We start from the raw sequence: 16,125 nt of genomic DNA, 5'->3' as shown, positions 1-16,125 counted from the left end.
CTACCAAAAGGTGAATCCGCTTCTTAAATTTCTTACTTCAGCTATATCCTTCAAAAAGTCAGGATCTTTTTATTCGTAACTCCTGCACAAATTGCTATGGATACATTGCATTGAAGAAGAATTCAGAAGTCAGAATGGGCTTACGCCCCGCTGCGCTAACAGGAGTCAGAATGAAGACGCTCGAAGACTCGCTATCAGTGGGGGATTCAGACCCGCCACTACGAAAGTTGACCACTAAATCTGCATATTTAATGTAGGTCTTAAACGCCCTGGATTCATCCACTATGAAGTTCAAAATTCATTCTGAATTCTGGCGACTGACTCCTGAATTCTGTTTCGATAATTTCATCATAATCACTGCCACTTAAGTATAAATAAAGACTAATAGTCTGATTGTTTGAGATATTTAAATTCAAACTAGCTACCACAGTCACATCGCTGCGTTGAACTCATATTTTATTAAGTAGTAAGAATAACTGTTAAATATTGATGCAAAATCGGGTAATTTCTTGAATTTGCTTCGGAAAGTTTCAGATTATGTTTTCAACCATTAATAAATTTCAGGAGCAAATCTAGGTGTTGACTTCAACCTTACTCGCTGCTGCAACCACACCTCTGCAATGGAGTCCTACAGTCGGACTGATTATGATTATTGCTAATATCGTTGCCATTGCCTTTGGCAAATCTAGCATCAAGTATCCCAATGCAGAACCAGGACTACCCTCAGCCAATTTCTTTGGTGGTTTTGGTCTACCAGCCCTTTTAGCAACTACCGCCTTTGGTCATATCTTGGGAGTAGGTACTATTTTAGGGCTGCATAACCTGGGAAGAATCTAGGTTCTTACCCAAGTTAGCCTTTATCGAAGAAAGGCAGGGGGCAGGAGGCAGAAGGCAAAAGGGAATTCTGACTCCTAACCAAAGCCCGTGACCGAATGTTCAAGGGTTTAAAACCCCGACCAAATTAAAAATTTGGTCGCTCTTATTAAGGAGGGGTCTGAATCCCCTTCTTAACAAAACCTTTTGCCTCCTGCCTCCTTCAATTGATGATTCTTTTGTCTCCAGCTTTGAGCCAGAGAACTAACTCTCTGGCTCTTTTTTATGAGACACTAAGTAATATCAGTATCTCAACAGCATGACAGATATAACAGATTTATCAAAAAGAATTGCCAGCAAAGGCGATAATCCGCTAAGTTTGTCACCTGTCAACTTGCAGTCACCAGAAGACTTAGAACTTGAGCGAAAACTGCGAGAACTCAAGTTTAAACAAGAACTAAGAAAAGATTGGATTTTATTTATTGTCAGGGATGTAGTAATTTTTCCTGCCGCCATCCTTTTTATTTTTGCTGTCAGTGGTTATTCCCTATTTATGCAGATTCATGGGTGACATATCTGGCTACAATTTTTCATCAACCGCAGAGGCGCAGAGTACACAGAGAAAAGAGAGATGATAATTAGGTAAGTAAGTAGGTAGATATAATTAAATACAATAAAATAAACTCTTAGTTTGTAGTGAGCGATTTATCCCTCAGAGCAAGGATTATCAGGACTAAAGTCTTACTACAAACTTTAATTTATTTATGCCTAAATACTTAGAGTTCACAAATAGTTTGGAATTGTTGTAAATTATTTCGCTCTGCGTTCTCTGTGCCTCTGCGGTTATTTAAAAAATCCTACATCAGTAAACTTGCGTAACTAATTTTACAGACGACGAAGCCAACTTGCTACAAGTAGACTCATCTTTATATCCACACAAATTTTGCTGGATATTAAGGATTACCGTAATTGGTAAATCTGCAAAAAAGTAAGTACTTGATGGAAATAATCTAAAAATATGGGGTTTTTAATATTTTCTGTTGCTTTAGTTGCCATTGTTGCTGTAATTATCATTAATAGCTACAACGATTTAGTTAAGTATCGGAACCGTTACAAAAATGCTTACTCTCAAATCGATGTTCAATTACAGCGCCGTTATGATTTAATTCCCAACTTGGTAGAAACAGCCAAGGGGTACATGAAACATGAGCGAGAAACCTTAGAAGCAGTTATTGCCGCCCGAAATTCTGCAATTAATGCTAGCAGTCGTGCCGCGCAAAATCCTGGAGATCCCCAAGCAATGCAACAGTTGGGCAATGCTGAAGGGGCGCTGACGGGTGCGTTAAGTCGGTTGATGGTACTTTCAGAATCTTATCCAGAATTGAAAGCCGATCGCGCTATGACTCAGGTAATGGAAGAATTATCTTCCACTGAAAACCGGATTGCTTTTGCCCGTCAGGCTTTTAATGACGCGGTGACACTTTACAACACCAAGAGGGAATCTTTTCCTAGCAACCTTGTGGCAAATAATTTTAACTTTACTGTTGCAGAATTGCTCCCCGAAGCTACTCCAGAAATCAGAAATGCCCCACGCGTGTCTTTTTAGGTGTCTATGAATTTCTTTGAACATCAGGATCGGGCACGCCAAAATACGCAACAATTAATCGGGTTATTTTCCCTGTCGATCGCAGTTATGATTATGGCAATTTATATTGCCACTTTATTTCTGTTTCGCATGGCTCCTCGTGTTTGGTGGCATCCAGGGATATTTCTCTACGTAGCTGGGATTACAATAATTGCGATCGCAGTCGGAAGTTTATACAAAATTGCCTGTCTCCGGCAGGGTGGAAGCGTAATTGCCCAAGAGTTAGGAGGAAGACTCCTGTTACCAGAAATGGCCGACGAACAAGGACAACAACTATTAAATATTGTCGAGGAAATGGCGATCGCTTCTGGTATTTCTGTCCCACAAGTTTATCTCCTCGACAGAGAAACCGGCATTAATGCCTTTGCTGCCGGGTTTACGCCCAATGATGCTGTAATTGGAGTTACCCGTGGAACTTTGGAAAACTTGAGCCGGGATGAACTACAAGGAGTTATCGGCCACGAATTCAGTCATATTCTCAATGGAGATATGCGGCTGAATTTGCGTTTAGTGGGACTACTGCATGGGATTTTGTTCATTTATTTAACGGGGGAATTATTGTGGCGCCTTCGCGGTAGCTTCCGTTTAGGAAAGGAAGACAAGGGTTTACCTATCTGGGCTTTTGGTTTGGCACTGATGGCAATTGGCAGTATAGGATTACTTTGCGGACGCTTGATTAAAGCCGCCGTCTCTCGCCAACGCGAATTTCTTGCCGATGCTTCAGCGGTACAGTTCACTCGCAACCCCAACGGACTTACCGGAGTCTTTCAAAAACTCCAACAGATGGATTCACGGTTGATTTCGCCGGGTGCAGAAGCTTCTAGCCACATGTTTTTTGGCAATGCCCTCAACCCCTCTTTCTGGGAAGATATGTTTTCTACCCACCCACCTCTAGCAGAACGTATCCGCCGCGTTGGGGGTTTGAACGTCAGCAATTTAGCAGCAATGCCATCTCGCAATCAAATGCGTTCCCCTTCCCAGGAATCCCTAACAATGGGCTTTGCTGGCGGTGGCAACACCTCGCCAGAACAGGTTGTAAACCAAGTTGGCAGCGTTACACCAGAGCATTTTGCCCATGCTCAAGCGCTGTTATCGCAATTATCAGAATCCTTGCGTTTGGGTGCGCGGGAGCAACAAAGTGCAATGGCGATCGTTTTTGCGCTAGCTTTAGATACGGAAAACCTCCAAATTCAAGAACGTCAGATTGCTTGGTTCCGAGAGGTACAACCTGCTGATTTGGTAGAGAAAACCCTACAATTAAGTAGCGAAATTAATCAGTTAGATCCCCGAATTCGCTTACCACTTGTGGATTTGGCAGTGCCTATATTGCGACAAAATTCTGCCAAAGAATGCCAAAGGCTATGCAAATGCATCCACGGTTTAGTTGTAGCCACCGGAAGTTTATCGCTGTGGCATTTTGTGTTGCAGTTAATACTGTGGCATCGTCTTCAACCTAGTATAAATCCTGCATCTACTACAACGGTAGAATTCACCTCCATCGAACAGATTTGGCCAGATAGTCTATTAATATTGTCCGTAATTGCCCGTGTCGGACACTCCCAACCCGATGCGTCCACTGAAGACATCGCCTATGCTTTTCGTTCTGGAGTTTTTCGACTCCCCAAAGCCGGAGAGCAAGAAAAACCAGAAAAACCACTAAACTGTAATTTTACTGAACTCAAAAAAAGTATTGAGCGTTTGCGTCTTGCCACTCCTAAACTCAAACAGGCTATTGTTGATGCTTGCGCCCACACGGTACTATTAGATAACAAAGTTACTCCTTCAGAAGCAGATTTACTCAGAGCGATCGCCATGACGTTAGACTGTCCTATCCCACCATTTTTAAACCCTCAGTCTAGTGTTTCAAAACAGAAACAACCTTCTTCAAAGCGAAGTTAATGTAACGACTGAGACACGATTATTTAGAATTCAACAAATAAAGTCCGCAAAAACGGACTTTTTCATTCTTAAATGACCGTTTTCCAGAACAAGAACCTGTTGCCTTGCGATTCTATTTACAGGCAATTAATTTGTTTTTTATCCTGACTATTACATAGCAATCCGATTTGTTTTGTGAGAATTGCAACCCGCAGATCCCTGATTTATTAAATCAGTCGAGAAGCTTGTTTCTCACGAATGATTTAGGATTGCTATAGTAGACAGCAGATTTCAAGGAAAGTGAGGTACACAAGCTAAGTCTGTTACCCAGGTATAAAGAGTGTTTTACTCCTGTTAGTGCAGCGGGGGTAGCCCATTCTGAATTCAGAATTCTGCTGTAAATAGTTATCTTGGTAAAATAGTATCGTATTGTACAAAAATCTTGACATTGCTTATAAGTATTAACTTGCACGAAAAAGTTTAGACAAAATGCCAGCATTCTAGAAATTTGATTGCTATATTAGATTAAATAACTATTCTGGCAAGGGTTTAAAAGCTGTGCGGGATGATTTACAGGGCTTGGAAATTAGTCAGAACGATCTGCAAAAGCTGACTAATTTACCTGTCAATGGGGAACTTTTAATCATTACAAATCCTCTCAAGAGATTAGCTAATATCTATATAGAAAAACTTAAAAGCTCTGAAGGAGCAACTGTAGTTTTTATTGGATTTTCTACATTTGTTTTTGTCTATATTTTATTTGATATCATTATTAAAATTTTTGTTACGTGGATAACAATTCCATCTTGGATATTATTAATTGTCTTAAGTCTTTGGGTTGGTGGTTTGACGCAAAGCATCTTATATTTTATCTGGAAAACTAGAAGTAAGCTTGTTAAAGCGAATATGACAAAATCTCTGCAAATCCTGTTAAATGAGGTTAATAGATATAATACTGTTATTAGAGTTATAGATATCAATGACCAAATAGAAGAAGCTGGTAATCCAGAAGTGATTATAAAGGAAAGAGAGGATGTAATCGCAGCACTTAAACTCACCAAAGCTGATTTAGTTCGCGCTTTAAAGACAGAAAAGATTTTGAGAGAGAATAAGAATTTTATATTGAGTAATACAGAACTATTTGTCAACAATTTAGCAACTTTAACAGCTATGCAAGTAACAGAGGAGGCTACTGAGCATGGAAGGTTACTCAATGAAGCATTACAAATTGCATTAGATGTGCAATACGAGATGAAAAGATTACAGACTCAGCGTTAAGATAATTCGTAATTTGTAATGACGCTCTCTACGAGACGCTGCGCGAACGCGGACTCGCTCTAAGCGAAGCCATGCCGTTGGCGCAGCCTCTCGTAGAGAAGGCTTTACGCTGCGCTAACGTAATTAAGTTTTGTAATAGGGATTTAGAAAGAGTTGGAGAAAGCGTAGGTGCTTCTGATAAATCCATAGACGCTGCTGGGTGGATTGGTTTCCAACCTACTCGCCAGAGATTATCAATGGCTTTTTTCTATAATCTTTCCCACGGTTGCAATCCCCGGTCTAACATAAAGAATAATCGTAAAGCGATCGCTTATCCGCATGGACTGGAAAGAAATTAGAGGAAACTGGGTAATTATTCCCCGAAATCCCATAGGTATCGTTCATTTTTTAGGAGGTGCATTTGTCGCCACTGCACCGCACATCACTTATCGCTGGTTACTCGAACAACTAGCAAGTAAAGGCTATGTTGTAATTGCTACGCCTTTTGTTAATACACTAGATCATACTGCGATCGCAAAATCTGTGCTGTTAAACTTTGACCGCACCCTCGAACGATTGCATGATTCTGGAGCATTACGCAAGCTTTACTTTCCCATCTACGGCGTTGGACACAGTATGGGCTGTAAACTCCACTTGCTGATTGGCAGCCTTTTTAAAGTAGAACGTGCAGGCAATATTTTAATATCCTTCAACAACTACGCCGCGAAAGAAGCTATCCCTCTAGTAGAACAATTTAATTCTACTTTTGCGATTGAATTTACCCCATCGCCGTTAGAAACTAACAAACTTGTCCAAGAAAGTTACAATATCCGACGCAATTTATTAATAAAATTTAGTAATGACACCATCGATCAATCGGCAGCTTTAACCAAAATATTACAAGAACGTTTTGATGAGATGGTGACAGCGCAAACTTTACCAGGAAATCATACAACACCTTTAGGTCAAGATATTAAATGGCAAACGGGAACATCTTTTACCCCCTTTGATGCTTTAGGACAATGGTTCAAGCAAGAAGCATACCGCGACTTAAACCAGTTAAAAAGCAACATTCTTTTATGGCTAAATCCTTTAGGATCGCCATAATATTTTATGACTGTTAAACAGTCGTAAATTCCATGAGTAAATAGAAATGAGTTATAGTGCTTCTCATTTGAGTCGAATAAAGACCAAACCCTCAACTCCTTACGCCTGTTGCTACAACGTAAGGTACTCTCTCTTTTTAAGAGAGAGTAGTCAAAGTCTATTGCATACATAGACGCGTAGCGGCTACTTTAAGAGTTCTCTATTCGCGCTAGCGTCTCCCCTTCTCCCAAAGGGAGAGGCTAACGCCAAGGGAGAAGGTACTATAAGCGCTATAGCATCTCTGTATTGATACTACTAGCTTATTAGCTCATATCATATTTTTATTTTCTAGTTTGACAAAAAATTATTAATGAGTGTTTTCAAAAAATTTATATGTTTCAAATACTAATAATTGATGATGACCATTCAATAAAAATACTCCTGAAAAGGATGTTGGAAAAACAGGGTTATGAGGTTGTTACTGCCAGTAGCGGCGAGGAAGGAATAGAAAAGGCACTAGTTTATCGCCCAGCACTAATTATTTGTGATTGGATCATGCCGGGGTTGACTGGACTAGAAGTTTGCCACCGCATTAAGACAGACCCGAAATTTTTTACCACATTCTTTATTTTATTAACATCCTTAGATTCCGTTGCCGATTGTGTCAAAGGTTTAGATGCTGGTGCCGATGATTTTATCTCTAAACCTATTGAGCATAATGAATTACAAGCACGCGTAAGAGCGGGATTACGCCTGCATCAGTTGAGTAGAGATTTGCAGGCTCAAAAGTTGCTTTTAGAATCAGAAATGTCAGAAGCAGCAGAATATGTGCGATCGCTGCTACCTTTTTCCATGACCGAACCCTTCAATATAAATTTCCGATTCATTCCCTCGCGACAACTCGGCGGTGACTGTTTCGATTACTATTGGCTCGATGATGACTATCTGGCAATTTACTTACTCGATACCGCCGGACACGGACTCAAAGCTACTCTTCCCTCTGTTTCAGTGCTGAATCTACTGCGTTCTCGTGCGCTCAAAGGTCTTGATTACTATCAACCTAGTGATGTATTGAAGGCTTTAAATGACACTTTTCAGATGAATTATCAAAATGATAAATACTTTACGATTTGGTACGGAGTTTACAATCGAATCAACCGCCAGTTAATTTATGCTAGCGCAGGTCATCCACCAGCAGTTTTAGTAACTGGCACATCTCCAAGAAAGTCTGAAGTTAAACTCCTAAAAACCCCTGGTATGCCAGTTGGCATGTTTCCAGAGGCAAAATATGTTGATGGGTTTTGCAATATTGAAAAATTCAGTACCCTTTATATTTTTAGTGATGGCGCTTATGAAATAACTAAATCAGACGGCACACTTTGGAGTTTAGATGCTTTTATTCAGCTACTAGTTAGCTTACAAGATCCTGTTGATAGCCAACTCGATCGCGTACTCAGTTATTTAATAGCTCTGAACTCCAAAGATGCTTTTGATGATGATTTATCTATTTTGCAAATGAAGTTTGATTAATTAGGTTTTAGAGACTAAAACCTGGTTAAATGCATCTTGACTGGGAAAGATTTCAAATACTTTATCCATATTAGTCAGTTCAAATAATATCCTGACTTGCTCATTAATTGAGCAGAGAACAAGCTTAGTATCGGCGGCTCGCAAGGTTTTAAAAGCTAATACTAAAGCTCCCAAACCCGAACTATCCATAAACGTTACATCTTTAAAATCAACTAACACAATTTTCGCACCACTTTCTAGAATATCAGTGATATTTTGTCGAAAGTCTTGTGAAGTTGTGGCATTCAAATTACCACTAAGCTTAATAACTTTTACTTGTTCTCTCATAATTATGTCACTCTGACTTATGTAAATAATACTCTGATTTCGCCATTATAGAACATTTAAAAATGCTTGTAAAATAAAATTTAATATTATCTATTGAGTAATCATTAATAATTAATCAGGATAGATAAAGATTAATTATAAAATTTTGAATCTATTTTTTTGTAATCAAAATAAATCATTAGCTTAATTTAGTATAGTTTTCTTACTAGAAATAGATCAATTATAAATAAACAAGCTAAGTCAGTTGGCATGACAAAAAACTGGTATTTTAGTTTTGTAAAAATGTTGTAATGACGAATTTATAAGCCGTTCGTTGATTTGATGTTTTGTCATGTATGTTAATTTTTAACGCCGACTTACTTGTATCTCATGGATTTAGATATATACTTACATACAAGCTGAAGTTACTGCTTTTCAGATTATTTACCAAAAATTTTTGCAAAACTGAGATTCTCTAATAAATCTCATGACAATAGCTAGTCATTAAGCAATTCAGAATTCAACTAGTTGCAGCAATGCTTACGGCGGGCTACGCCTACACATAGCTAAACCGAGTCTAGCAGTAGCTTTTCCTCCCTGAGTACTTATGATGGTAACTAGGATCTATATTTATTTATGTCCAATTACTTACATAATTGAAATAATTTACCTCTGGACTACCGCTCTAGAGCCAAAAATTTAGGTTTCAACAGCGCCAAGCAAGCTAGAACCGAGACTAAGGCTTTAAAAGAAGTTTTCTGAAGGCGATCGCCTCTGCTATTTTAGTATTCCCAATATCTGTCATTTCTCGATAGACAATACAAAAAGTAAAGAGTTGTGAATTTGTTACTCCTAACTCCTCACTCTCTCAAACAGGACTCACTTTGGCTCTGTAAAGCAGTTTCTCACCTTGAAGGTAGCCAGTGTAGCGTACTTTGACTGTTTCTCCAGGTTGTGCAGTTCCCTTTATCAATTGGTGCAGTTGGGGATCGTAAGGTAATTCTGCTCCCACAGGGGCGATCGCTTCCACTCCCCACGCCTGTAAAAACTTTTCCAGGGGTTTCTGCACCAACGGTACTATTTTGATTGCTTCTAGCTGGGGATTCTCCTGCGCTGTCTTTGCTGCTGTTGGCCATTGCAATAATAAAGACTCCAGCAGTTGCAAAGTCGACTGCTGGAGTTCTTGTAGTAATATTTCTCGCTGTTGTTCTAATTGAAACTGCGAGCGATCGTACTCTCTTCTTAAATTTGTAATTTCTTGTAACAATTCCTGGGTAGGTGCTGTTTTCTCTTGTAACAACTCTACGGTTGAAAAAGTTGCGATTAATTCATTCAATGGCATCTGTAGCACTGGCGAAAGCTTAAGCAGCACATCCACCCGCATCTGCTCTAACTTTCCTTGGCGTAACCGCGAAAGTTGACGCTCTGAGACGCCAGCAGCGCGACTCAGCCCTTTAAAACTAGAAATACCTACCTGTTGCATTAAATCTTGCAACTTTTGGGTGAAATTAATATTGGGCATTTGGCAAAACAGTTCCGTTAGGGGATAGCTAGGGTTTAGCCCGTTCCGAGTCCTGAGTAAAGAAGTGAGATTCCCAACTCAGCACTCCTGAAGGGCATTGGGAATTGGGCATTGACGATTAAGTTTTTCTTTGTCCCCTATTCCCTATTCCCTATGCCCTATTCCCTATTCTTCCAGTAAACTTCTCAACATCCAAGCTGTCTTTTCGTGTACTTGCATCCGCTGAGTCAATAAATCGGCGGTAGGTTCGTCGTTAACTTCCTCTATCACAGGAAAAATAGATCGTGCAGTTCTGACTACGGCTTCTTGTCCTTCCACTAACAAGCGGATCATCTCCACAGCTTTAGGAACTCCAGGAGTTTCTGGAATCGAACTCAGTTTGGCGTATTCGCTGTAGGTTCCTGGTGCGGGATAGCCAAGCGCTCTAATTCTCTCGGCTATTAAATCCACTGCTAACGCTAATTCTGTATACTGGGTCTCAAACATCAAATGCAATGTTTGAAACATCGGCCCCGTTACATTCCAATGAAAATTATGAGTTTTCAGATACAGTGTATAAGTGTCAGCTAACAGGTGAGATAAACCATCGGCAATTTTAGCCCTACTCGCCTCGTCAATGCCGATATTTACATTTTTGACTGTTACTTTCGATGACATAATTTTCTCCTAATTAGGTTATATGTAATTGGGAATGGGGGAGAGGTGACAGGGGAGAGGTGACAGAGAATAATCTTAACCAACAAGTAGCCAGTGTAGAAGACCAACAAAGAGGTGACATGTGATAGGGAATAATCTGTAACCTATTCCCTGTAACCTATTCCCTTCTCCACTCCCATTGTCTATGCTAAGTGCATCTTCAAAACGCTACGGGGTGCTTTACGGACTCTGGCTAAAACGGTTTCTTTGCCTAAACGCTGGCAAGCTTCATACCGATGGCAACCAGAAAAGCCATAATATTGTCCATCTACTTCTAGGACATCGATAGGTTCTTGCTGCCCAATCTCCGCAATCGATTCCATTAAGGCTTGTACTTTTTTTGGATCGTTTGTACGAGGCAATGGCCGTTTTATCTGATTTAATGGAATTTCTTGGACTCTAACCATAAAGAGTTTATCCAACTAGTTCTGTTTTTTCTCTCTAAATAAATCATAGTCATTATGACTTCGTTTTGCAACTAGTATTTAGGGCAAAATTGGTAATGGTATCATTGGAGCATTCATGCGACAAAAAAACCGCGCTACAAAGCAATTGGAAAATCAGCTCCAACGACGCATTAAGGGGCAGAAGACGCTTGAGTACTCGCTATCGCTTCCCTATCAGGTAGCCATGAAATTTTCGTTTTGGCGTTTTTCCCACACTGTGCTGACAACATTTTGTCTATTGGGACTGACTGCTGCATCAGGCCCTGAGAGCAACATCCAGGATATAGAACTGAAAATTGGGATTGTGCAGCGATTTGGCGCCGAAGCCACAGCCAAGCTACAACTGGAACCCATCAAAGGCGATCGCTTAAGGTTAAAATTTCAAACGGGCAATAAGCAGCAAATCCTGTTTACTAAGAATCCTGTAAAGCTGGAAACAGTCATGCAAGCTTTACCCCAGCCAGCAGTCGAAGAAGTAGTAGTTTTAGGCACATACCGCACTTTTGAAACTGCGGAAGATAGTGCTAATAAATGGCGTTCTAAGGGAATGGAAGTGGAAATAGCCCAGCCAGAACGCTGGCAGGTTTGGGCTAAACGAGATGTTTACAGCACTCCTTTACTGCGACGCTTGTTATTACAAAACATCCAAGCTTCTACCCAAGAAAAAGTATATCTTGATACTAAAGTGTTGAAAAAAGTGCCGCGAGTGAGTTGGGTGGTGGATGGTAATCGCTATAGCCCGAATGACTTGGAAATTAGCACTGATAAAAACTTGATTCGGGTAAATAAAACCGAAAAACAAGAGCTTGCTCGTCTTTATGCCGGTCGAATGAATTTGCAGCCAAACGCTTATGGCACATACACTCTCGTTAACCAAGTACCTTTAGAAACTTATTTGCGTGGGGTTGTGCCTTACGAAATAGGAACAGATGCACCAAAAGCGGCACTAGAAGCTCAGGCAATTCTCGCTCGGACTTATGCCTTGAGAAATTTACGTAGGTTTGCCGCAGATAACTATCAGTTGTGTGCTGATACTCACTGCCAAGTTTATTATGGGCTGAAGGGAGCAGCTGCCAAAACAGACCAAGCGATCGCCTCAACTAGGGGTAAAGTACTAACTTATAAAAATGAACTCGTAGACGCCCTGTATTCTTCTACCACTGGTGGCGTCACTGCTTCCTTTAGCGATGTCTGGAATGGCGAAGATCGTCCCTACCTGCGCCCTGTACTGGATGCTCCGACTAATTTTTGGGACTTGTCTAAGCAGAATTTAGCAAATGAAAAGAATTTCCAGAAATTTATTAATACGCAACAAGGATTTAATGAAAGCAAGTGGGATATGTTTCGTTGGCATAAGGAAACCCCTTTAAAGGATATTATCAAGGACTTGCAAAAATTTTTACAGGTGAAAAACAGTCCCCATGCCAAATTTAAGACAATTCAGGCTATGGCAGTAGTGGAGCGAAGCCAGAGTGGACGTATCCTTGAACTTGCAGTTAAAACCGATCGCAGCACCTTTATTTTGCACAAAGACGAAGTTCGCAGTGCTTTTGCAGCCCCTACAAGTACGCTTTTTTACATCGAACCCCTGAACAAAGGCAAATCTGAACTCTGGGGATACGCTTTTATTGGTGGTGGATTAGGACATGGAGTCGGCTTGAGTCAAACTGGCGCTCAAAATTTAGCAAAACTAGGTTGGTCAAGTCCAAAAATTCTCCAATTTTACTATCCTGGTACTCAGATTCAAATTCTCAAAAAAGAAATTAAGCTTTGAGCTATTGGCATTCAAGTTGCATCTGTGAGTTAGGAGTCGGGAGTTAAAAAGAGGCCAAAATATAGATAGGAAACTCCATACTTAAAAAATTAAGCAGGAACACAAGATTTGCTGTGTTCCTGCCCAACATAAAATTAGACTTTTTGTCAAAGTCGCTTTTAGAGGTACACACGGAATTGCATTGCAAGGGTGTTAACTCTGGATATCCTGCTTCTATTTTGTCGAAATTAGTAACTCTTGCAAGAGGTTCAAGTTTGAGTGGCTTAACTCTTAGTAAAGGTCTTCTTCTTTGTGAGTTTCGATTGTTACGTCAGAGGTTGGGTAAGCAACACAAGTCAGTACATATCCCTTTTCTATTTGTTCATCATCTAAGAATGACTGATCGCCCTGATCGACAGTACCCTTGGTGATTTTACCTGCACAGGTCGAGCAAGCACCAGCGCGGCAAGAGTAGGGCAAGTCAAGACCAGCTTCTTCGGCAGCATCTAGAATATAGACATCATCATCAACTTCAAGTGTTTGGTTCAGACCTTCGGCTTCGTTGAGTAGTGTCACTTTATAAGTTGGCATTGAGTAATCCTCTCTTTTGTAAACGGCAGTATAAGTTATCTTAAGGCAAAGATAGCGGCTGTTCTGTGGAATTAGCCGCTGGTTTAAATTTGCTTCATTTCTGATACTACGAGAAAAATTAAACGATGTAACTGGAAATTGAACCCGATTAGTAATGAAATTTAGTTACTTAATCCCGATAAGTTTTCTTTATATTATTATCTACCCTAGTCAGGTTGTGATTAGAAAAAATTATATGCCTGAAACTTAAGCATGAGTAAGGTTAATGTTACCGATATTTTGTAGGACTTACGTAGAAGAGATTCCCCAACTCCTTTAAAAAATAGGGCTGTTTCATTTTCTAATCTGATTTAAATGCGCCTGTTATAAATGAAGGAAACATAACAGTACAGTAGAGATGTAATTTTTCTTTTGCCATTTTTTTTGTTCATTGATTGACAAATTTCTAACATTATGGGTAAAAAAAGGGCTTTTCTTTTGAAGTCTTCCTTTTTGAGTACACGTAATTCTATCTAGCTGCAAATAAAGTCTTATTTGCCCTTGAGGGGGTAGGGCGAATGTTGTAGAGTCTAGACTGGTGAACCCCATGAAGAGAGAATCTCACCACTAGAAGCGTGGGAAGATCGAGAACAGAACTAATAAGGATAATGTATAATTCAGAGGCAGCTTTGGAAAAAGCAAAAGTGCGTGTAGGTTTGGTAGGTACTGGGTATGCGGCAAAGTTTCGGGCTGAAGCATTGCTCCACGATGAGCGATCGCATATAGTCGCAGTTGTTGGTCATACAAGAGAAAAAACCGAAACCTTTGCCAGAGAGTACCAGATTGAAGTCTTGAATACTTGGCAAGAGCTAGTAAAGCGTGAAGATATAGACCTAGTAGCGATCTCCACTATTAATCGAGATCATGGTGCGATCGCTCGTGTAGCACTTAGCAACGGCAAACATGTGATTGTAGAGTATCCTCTTTCGTTGGATGTATTTGAAGCTGAGGAACTGATTGCCTTAGCCAAAGCACAACAAAAACTCCTACACGTTGAACATCTGGAACTTTTGGGTGGTTTGCATCAAGCTTTGAAGCAAAACCTAGACAAAATTGGTGAGGTGTTTTATGTTCGCTACAGCACCATCAATTCTCAAAATCCTGCACCCCGCAAATGGACTTATAACCACGAGTTTTTTGGCTTTCCCTTAATTGGGGCCCTGTCTCGCCTACATCGCCTCATCGATTTATTTGGTACAGTATTTACTGTTAACTGTCACCAGCGATATTGGGAAATAGAACCGGAATACTACCAAACCTGTTTCTGCACTAGTGAACTGTCCTTTAACAGTGGACTTTTAGCCCAAGTAGTTTACGGCAAAGGCGAAAGTATTTGGCAATCAGAACGCAAGTTTGAAGTTCACGGTGAAAAAGGTGGTTTAATTTTTGATGGCGACACCGGAATATTCGTCCAGCCGGGGGAAACAACACCTATAGAGGTTGGGCCTCGTCGGGGTTTGTTCGCCAAAGATACGAGTATGGTGTTAGACCATCTTTTTGACGGGACTCCTTTGTACGTTACCCCAGAGGAGAGCTTGTATACCCTCAAGGTTGCTGATACTGCACAAAGAGCTGCACAGACAGGGTTAACTATGTTTATGAAAGATACTTTAGATAAAAGTTAATGAAAACTGAACTAATTGTTATTTTATCCCAACGAGAAATAGAGAAAATGCGTCAAGCTGGGCGTTTAGCTGCTAAACTCCTTCAGCATCTCGAACCCTTTGTGAAACCAGGGGTTAGCACTCTCGAACTAAATGATGAAGCCGAACGCTGGACGCAAGCGCATGGCGCAAAAAGCGCACCCCTTGGCTATAAGGGTTATCCTAAATCAATTTGCACTAGTGTAAATGAGGTAATTTGTCACGGCATTCCCAACGCCAAGCAAATCCTGAAAGAAGGTGACATCATTAATATTGATGTAACGCCCATTGTTGAAGGTTATCACGGCGATACATCCAAGACATTCTTTGTTGGTACCCCTTCGCCAAAAACGAGGAAGCTGGTAGAGGTGACAGAAGAGTGTCTCCGTCTGGGTATTGCTGAAGTTAAACCTGGGGCACGCATTGGCGACATTGGTGCAGCCATTCAAGAGTATGCTGAAGGACAAGGCTTTTCTGTAGTGCGAGATTTCGTTGGCCACGGCATCAGTAATATTTTCCATACTGCGCCGGATGTTCCCCACTATGGCACTCGTGGTAAGGGCAAGCGCCTCAGATCGGGGATGGTTTTTACCATTGAACCAATGATTAATGAAGGTACTTACGAAGTCGAAGTTCTCAGCGATAAATGGACTGCGGTAACGCGCGATCGCAAGCTTTCTGCTCAATGCGAGCATACCTTAGCTGTAACTGAAGACGGCGTTGAAATCCTCACCCTTCCTGAAGGTGTGAATTACTGGAACCTAGATAAAACAGCTAGTTAGAATAATTAAGAGTAGGTATTGCTGCTCTAGTTCTGAACCTGGAAGGAAAAATCTCTATGGTTTCAGCCACTATTAATACATCTACTCTTAGCTACCTTCAATGAATTTATCGAATGGTATCCCAACGATGGAAAACGC

16 protein-coding genes are annotated in these 16,125 nt (G+C 40.6%); 11 read left to right on the top strand and 5 right to left on the bottom strand.

Annotation, left to right across the window (positions count from 1 at the left end; genetic code table 11):
• Nucleotides 1–576: 576 nt before the first annotated feature.
• The 8 genes from psaK to ACM0OX_RS09520 all read left to right on the top strand — a co-directional run bounded on the left by psaK (nt 577) and on the right by ACM0OX_RS09520 (nt 8,209).
• Nucleotides 577–837, top strand: coding sequence for a photosystem I reaction center subunit PsaK (psaK, locus tag ACM0OX_RS09555; protein WP_289799424.1), 261 nt, complete (start codon nt 577–579; stop codon nt 835–837).
• 295 nt (nt 838–1,132) lie between these two features.
• The gene (locus ACM0OX_RS09550; protein ID WP_414514666.1) at nt 1,133–1,384 is read left to right on the top strand and encodes a hypothetical protein; all 252 of its coding nucleotides are present in this window, start codon (nt 1,133–1,135) and stop codon (nt 1,382–1,384) included.
• Between the two features lie 447 nt (nt 1,385–1,831).
• Nucleotides 1,832–2,419, top strand: coding sequence for a LemA family protein (locus tag ACM0OX_RS09545; protein ID WP_335054964.1), 588 nt, complete (start codon nt 1,832–1,834; stop codon nt 2,417–2,419).
• A 6-nt stretch (nt 2,420–2,425) separates the two neighbouring features.
• Nucleotides 2,426–4,357: a M48 family metallopeptidase gene (locus ACM0OX_RS09540; protein ID WP_414514665.1), complete on the top strand. Its 1,932-nt coding sequence runs from the start codon at nt 2,426–2,428 to the stop codon at nt 4,355–4,357.
• A gap of 537 nt (nt 4,358–4,894) precedes the next feature.
• Entirely contained in the window at nt 4,895–5,614 is a 720-nt protein-coding gene (locus tag ACM0OX_RS09535) for a hypothetical protein (RefSeq protein WP_414514664.1), read from the top strand.
• Between the two features lie 71 nt (nt 5,615–5,685).
• Entirely contained in the window at nt 5,686–5,952 is a 267-nt protein-coding gene (locus ACM0OX_RS09530; RefSeq protein WP_414514663.1) for a hypothetical protein, read from the top strand.
• Nucleotides 5,933–6,700 carry a DUF1350 family protein gene (locus tag ACM0OX_RS09525; protein ID WP_414514662.1) on the top strand — a complete coding sequence of 256 codons (768 nt, stop codon included), beginning with the start codon at nt 5,933–5,935 and terminating at the stop codon, nt 6,698–6,700. The genes ACM0OX_RS09530 and ACM0OX_RS09525 overlap by 20 nt, the downstream gene beginning before the upstream one ends.
• A 372-nt stretch (nt 6,701–7,072) precedes the next feature.
• Nucleotides 7,073–8,209 (top strand): PP2C family protein-serine/threonine phosphatase, encoded by a 1,137-nt coding sequence (locus tag ACM0OX_RS09520; RefSeq protein WP_414514661.1) that lies wholly within the window; start codon nt 7,073–7,075, stop codon nt 8,207–8,209.
• On the opposite strand, the gene ACM0OX_RS09515 is transcribed toward ACM0OX_RS09520, so the two are convergent.
• The 4 genes from ACM0OX_RS09515 to ACM0OX_RS09500 all read right to left on the bottom strand — a co-directional run bounded on the left by ACM0OX_RS09515 (nt 8,210) and on the right by ACM0OX_RS09500 (nt 11,140).
• The gene (locus ACM0OX_RS09515; RefSeq protein ID WP_335199233.1) at nt 8,210–8,536 is read right to left on the bottom strand and encodes an STAS domain-containing protein; all 327 of its coding nucleotides are present in this window, start codon (nt 8,534–8,536) and stop codon (nt 8,210–8,212) included.
• A gap of 847 nt (nt 8,537–9,383) precedes the next feature.
• Complete coding sequence (gene grpE, locus ACM0OX_RS09510) at nt 9,384–10,037, bottom strand: nucleotide exchange factor GrpE (RefSeq protein WP_414514660.1); 654 nt, start codon at nt 10,035–10,037, stop codon at nt 9,384–9,386.
• Between the two features lie 165 nt (nt 10,038–10,202).
• A complete protein-coding gene (locus ACM0OX_RS09505) occupies nt 10,203–10,694 on the bottom strand; it encodes a Dps family protein (protein ID WP_292739190.1) in 492 nt (163 codons plus the stop codon).
• 182 nt (nt 10,695–10,876) lie between these two features.
• A complete protein-coding gene (locus ACM0OX_RS09500) occupies nt 10,877–11,140 on the bottom strand; it encodes a sulfiredoxin (RefSeq protein WP_334839454.1) in 264 nt (87 codons plus the stop codon).
• A gap of 115 nt (nt 11,141–11,255) precedes the next feature.
• Here ACM0OX_RS09500 and ACM0OX_RS09495 point away from each other — a divergent pair, with 115 nt between their 5' ends.
• Complete coding sequence (locus ACM0OX_RS09495) at nt 11,256–12,953, top strand: SpoIID/LytB domain-containing protein (RefSeq protein WP_414514659.1); 1,698 nt, start codon at nt 11,256–11,258, stop codon at nt 12,951–12,953.
• A 270-nt stretch (nt 12,954–13,223) separates the two neighbouring features.
• On the opposite strand, the gene ACM0OX_RS09490 is transcribed toward ACM0OX_RS09495, so the two are convergent.
• Nucleotides 13,224–13,523, bottom strand: coding sequence for a ferredoxin (locus ACM0OX_RS09490; protein WP_334839451.1), 300 nt, complete (start codon nt 13,521–13,523; stop codon nt 13,224–13,226).
• A gap of 647 nt (nt 13,524–14,170) precedes the next feature.
• Between ACM0OX_RS09490 and ACM0OX_RS09485 the strand changes: the two genes are divergently transcribed.
• Nucleotides 14,171–15,187, top strand: a complete 1,017-nt coding sequence (locus tag ACM0OX_RS09485; RefSeq protein ID WP_414514658.1) for a Gfo/Idh/MocA family protein — start codon at nt 14,171–14,173, stop codon at nt 15,185–15,187.
• Entirely contained in the window at nt 15,187–15,987 is an 801-nt protein-coding gene (map, locus tag ACM0OX_RS09480; RefSeq protein ID WP_334839448.1) for a type I methionyl aminopeptidase, read from the top strand. Before ACM0OX_RS09485 ends, map begins: the two co-directional genes overlap by 1 nt.
• Nucleotides 15,988–16,125 lie beyond the last annotated feature (138 nt).

Origin of the sequence: Nostoc sp. PCC 9305 (genome assembly GCF_963920915.1) — a bacterium.
Taxonomy (GTDB): domain Bacteria; phylum Cyanobacteriota; class Cyanobacteriia; order Cyanobacteriales; family Nostocaceae; genus Nostoc.
The sequence above is the reverse complement of the archived record's forward strand: the minus strand, read 5'-3'. Positions and strand labels throughout refer to the sequence as shown.